This is a genomic window from Geminicoccus sp. (assembly GCF_035556675.1).
In the GTDB taxonomy this organism is placed as follows: domain Bacteria; phylum Pseudomonadota; class Alphaproteobacteria; order Geminicoccales; family Geminicoccaceae; genus Geminicoccus.
The window spans coordinates 1-4,085 of the sequence record NZ_DATMFZ010000234.1 but is presented as its reverse complement, the minus strand read 5'-3'; the positions used below and the strand labels follow the sequence as shown (position 1 = coordinate 4,085).

The window sequence follows — 4,085 nt, the reverse complement described above, 5'->3', positions numbered from 1 at the left end:
TCCTGTGCTCCTGCCGATGCGGAGCTGGTGATGCGTGATCCCGTCCTCCTCGTGGAGGTCACCTCGCCGTCCAGCCGCTCCGTCGACTTCCTGCTCAAGCCCGGCGAGTACAGCGAGCTGGAATCGGTGCGCGAGATCTGGGTGGTGGAGGGGCATCGGCGCCGGGTCCGGACCTGGACGCGTACCGGGCGCGGCTGGGAGATCGTGGACACGATCGGGTCGGGGACGTTCCGCTCCGAGCTGCTGGGTGCCGACATCACGCTGGATGAGGTCTACGAGGACACGACGATCTGACGATCGGCGCTCAGGCCGGCACCAGGTCCAGCACCACCAGGAAGTGGCAGCCGGCGGCGAGCAGGACGAGCAGGTGCCAGATCACCGTGTGGAAGCGCAGCCGCTCCCACAGATAGAAGCCGACGCCGATGCTGTAGACGATGCCGCCCGCGGCCAGCAGCGCCAGGCCCCGGCCGTGCAGCGCCGCCATGATCTCGCCCGGTGCCGCCAGCACCGCCCAGCCGAGCGCCAGGTAGAGCGTCACCGACAGCCATTCCGGCACGCGCAGGGCCAGCAGCTTGATCGCCATGCCGGCGAGCGCCACCAGCCAGACGAAGGCCAGGAGCCACATGGCGCGCTGGCTGCCCACGCCGATCACGAGCAGCGGCGTGTAGGTGCCGGCGATCATCAGGAAGATCGCGGCATGGTCGAGGCGGCGGAAGCGGTACTTGCGCAGCGGGTCGCTGGTCACGTGGTAGAGGGCGGAGCAGCCGAGCATGGCGACGAGGCCCAGGCCGTAGAGGGCCAGCGCCGCGGCTTCCCCCGGCCCGGTGCGACCATGGGCGACGAATGCCAGCAGGCCGCAGCCGAGGACGGCCAGGGACAGGCCGATGCCATGGACCGCCGCGTCGGTCAGCCGTTCCGCGCGCGTGTAGGTCTTGAGCTCGCCCGGCAGGCGCCGCCTGCGGCGGATGCCTGCCGGGGAGGGGGCGTGCCGGCGGCTCAGGGCTCGATCTTGGTGATCTTCTGGCCGGCGATCGAGACGTCGGCCATCAGGCCGGAGGTGTTGTAGACGATCGCCTGGACCGGCGAGTTGGCGGTGCGGGTGTCGATCGCCCCGCCGGCACCGATCTTGAGCAGCGCTACGGAGGCGTCGGCGCCGGCCGTCCAGCCATTGCTCTCCCGGAACTGCTTCAGCGATTCTTCGGTATTGAACAGGATCACCTGGGAGGTCTCCTGCACCCCGGCGGTGAGGCCCAGCGAGCCGGCGGTCAGGCTGTAGAAGCCCTCCGTCCGGCCGTTCACCCGGAGCGCGCCCTGGCCATACTCGGCGCCGGCGATGAAGCCGGCCTTGGTGATGGACGGGAACACCAGCACGCCCTTGGCCCGCTCGACCAGGGCCTGTGCACCAGGGGCGGCCCGGTACAGGTCGAGCAGCGAGGCGTCGACCGCGGCATTGATCGACTCCGCCTTGGAGGGCGTGGGCGTAGCCTCGGCGGCCGGTGTGCCAGGCCGCTCCGTCCCGGCTGGGGTGCAGGCCGCCATCAGGCCGGCGGCGAGGAGCGCTGCACCGATTGCCCGCGCACGATTCTTCATGTTGGCTCTCCGAGTGGCGCAAACCGCCCCGCGCCAGGGGTGGGCGAGAGCATATGCCTCGTCCGTGACATGCCACCAGTGTGGAAAATCATCGACGATCTCACGCCCCCGTGCACCGTTTCCAGACGCTTGGCCGTCACATCGTGCCGTACACGGGGCCGCCGCCGCCCTGCGGGGTCACCCAGTTGATGTTCTGGGTCGGATCCTTGATGTCGCAGGTCTTGCAGTGCACGCAGTTCTGCGCGTTGATCTGCAGCCTGGGCTCGCCGTCCTGGCCCTGCACGATCTCGTAGACCGCGGCCGGGCAGTAGCGCTGCTCGGGCGCGTCATAGGTCGGCAGGTTGATCCGGGTGGGGACGGTCGGGTCTTTCAGCTGCAGGTGGCAGGGCTGGTCCTCCTCGTGGTTGGTCCCGGACAGGAAGACCGAGCTCAGCCGGTCGAAGGTCAGCTTGCCGTCGGGCTTGGGGTAGTCGATCGGCCGGTGCTTGGCCTTGGGCTCGGTAGCGCTGTGGTCGGCATGGTGATGCAGGGTCCAGGGCGCCTTGCCCTTGAACACGTAGGTGTCCAGCGCCGAGTAGGCGATGCCGGCCATCAGGCCGCGCCGGAAGGAGGGCCGGATGTTCCGCACGCCGTGCAGCTCCTCGTAGAGCCAGGACTTGCGGAACGCTTCGGGATAGGCGTCCAGCAGGATCGGCGCGTCGCCGCCGGCCTTGAGGGCGGCGGCTGCCGCCTCGGCGCACAGCATGGCGGACTTCATCGCGGTATGGGTGCCCTTGATCTTGGGCACGTTCAGAAAGCCCGCCGTGTCGCCGATCAGGGCACCGCCCGGGAACACCAGTTTCGGCAGGGACTGCAGCCCGCCCTCGGTGATCGCCCGCGAGCCGTAGCTGATCCGCCGCCCGCCCTCGAAGACCGGGCGCATCGCCGGATGCAGCTTCAGGCGCTGCAGTTCGCCGAACGGCGAGAGATAGGGATTGGCGTAGTCCAGCCCGACCACGAAGCCGAACGCGATCTGGTTGTCCTTCCAGTGGTAGAGGAACGAGCCGCCATAGGTCTTCTGGTCGAGCGGCCAGCCGATCGAGTGGACGGCGCGGCCCAGGTGGAACTGTGCAGGATCGACCTCCCAGAGTTCCTTGATGCCGATCCCGTAGGTCTGCGGGTCGACACCGTCGCGCAGGTTGAAGCGCTGGAACAGGGTCTTGGTGAGCGAGCCGCGGCAGCCCTCGGCGAACAGGGTGAGCCGGCCGACCAGCTCCATGCCGGGCTGGTAGGCATCGGTCGGCTGCCCGTCCCGGCCGACCCCCATGTCGCCGGTCGCCACCCCGCGCACCGCGCCCGCCTCGTCATAGAGCACCTCGGCCGCGGCGAAGCCCGGATAGATCTCCACGCCCAGGCCCTCGGCCTGCTCGGCCAGCCAGCGGCACAGCAGGCCCAGGGAGATGATGTAGTTGCCCTCGTTGTGCATCTGCGGCGGGGTGGGCAGCCGGCGGCTGCCGGTCTCGGTGAGGAACAGGAACTGGTCCTCGGTCACCGCCGTCTCGACCGGTGCCCCCTGCGCCTTCCAGTCGGGCAGCAGCTCGTTCAGCGAGCGCGGCTCCAGCACGGCACCCGACAGGATGTGGGCGCCGACCTCGGCCCCCTTCTCGATGACGCAGACGGACAGCTCCGCGTCGATCTGCTTGAGGCGGATCGCGGCGGCGAGGCCGGCGGGCCCGGCACCCACGATCACCACGTCGTAGGCCATCTGCTCGCGTTCCATCCCGATCCTTCCTTGCTGCGCACCGGCGGCGTCGTTGCGGCAGGTGCGGGGGTAGCACGCCGCCTTGCGGCTTTGAAGCGCGCTAAGGCAGCGGAAAACCCACGTTCGGCTCGTAGGTTAGCGCAGCCTGAAGAGTAACCAGGCAGTTACCGACACGACCAGCCAGATCGAGCTGCCCAGCAGGAGCCCGGTGAGCGCCCCGCCTCCGCCGAGCCCCGCCGCCACGCCGACACCGCCGCGCTTCAGGCCAAAGGCGAGGATGCAGCCGCCCAGCAGGCAGGCCGCCAGGAGGACGGCGCGCAGCTTCCAGGCCTCCAGCGTCGCGGCGGCACCGGCCGTGCCCAGCAGGGCGGCGGCTGCGACGTCGCCCTGGCCGGCCAGGGCCAGAACCGCGCCCTTGCCGTCGACTGGTGCCCGCAGCGTCCCGGCCTGGGCTTGGCCGATCATTGTCGCGAGGCCGAACGGCACGGACCGGTAGCGCAGCCGGATGTCGCCCGGGGCCGGCCGGTCCGGATCGCCCGACCACCACCATTCGCCGCCGCGCGCCACCGTGCCGATCCCTGCCACCTCCAGCCGTTCAGGCAGGGCCACCGGATCGGTGGCCGGCAGGGCCAGCCAGAGCAGGGGCTCCGCCTGCCAGGCACCCAGCATCGGCGACGGTGCGACCAGACTGGCGCTGGCAAGGCGCAGCGGCGGGTTGGGATGGGCGCCGCCGGCATCGCGGAAGCGGGTGGAA

The 4,085-nt window shown here is 70.3% G+C and carries 5 protein-coding genes; 1 reads left to right on the top strand and 4 read right to left on the bottom strand.

All coding sequences use genetic code 11. From position 1 onward, the window contains the following. A partial coding sequence (locus tag VNS22_RS16720; RefSeq protein ID WP_325734380.1) for a Uma2 family endonuclease occupies nucleotides 1–294 on the top strand: 294 nt, incomplete at its 5' end. A 10-nt stretch (nucleotides 295–304) separates the two neighbouring features. Here the strand turns inward: VNS22_RS16720 and trhA are convergent. The 4 genes from trhA to VNS22_RS16700 form a co-directional block, all read right to left on the bottom strand. Next, complete coding sequence (gene trhA, locus VNS22_RS16715; RefSeq protein ID WP_325734382.1) at nucleotides 305–910, bottom strand: PAQR family membrane homeostasis protein TrhA; 606 nt, start codon at nucleotides 908–910, stop codon at nucleotides 305–307. Between the two features lie 86 nt (nucleotides 911–996). Beyond that, complete coding sequence (locus VNS22_RS16710) at nucleotides 997–1,590, bottom strand: BPSL1445 family SYLF domain-containing lipoprotein (RefSeq protein ID WP_325734379.1); 594 nt, start codon at nucleotides 1,588–1,590, stop codon at nucleotides 997–999. Between the two features lie 136 nt (nucleotides 1,591–1,726). Then, the gene (locus VNS22_RS16705) at nucleotides 1,727–3,349 is read right to left on the bottom strand and encodes an electron transfer flavoprotein-ubiquinone oxidoreductase (RefSeq protein ID WP_325734377.1); all 1,623 of its coding nucleotides are present in this window, start codon (nucleotides 3,347–3,349) and stop codon (nucleotides 1,727–1,729) included. A 117-nt stretch (nucleotides 3,350–3,466) separates the two neighbouring features. After that, a partial coding sequence (locus tag VNS22_RS16700; protein ID WP_325734375.1) for a TMEM43 family protein occupies nucleotides 3,467–4,085 on the bottom strand: 619 nt, incomplete at its 5' end.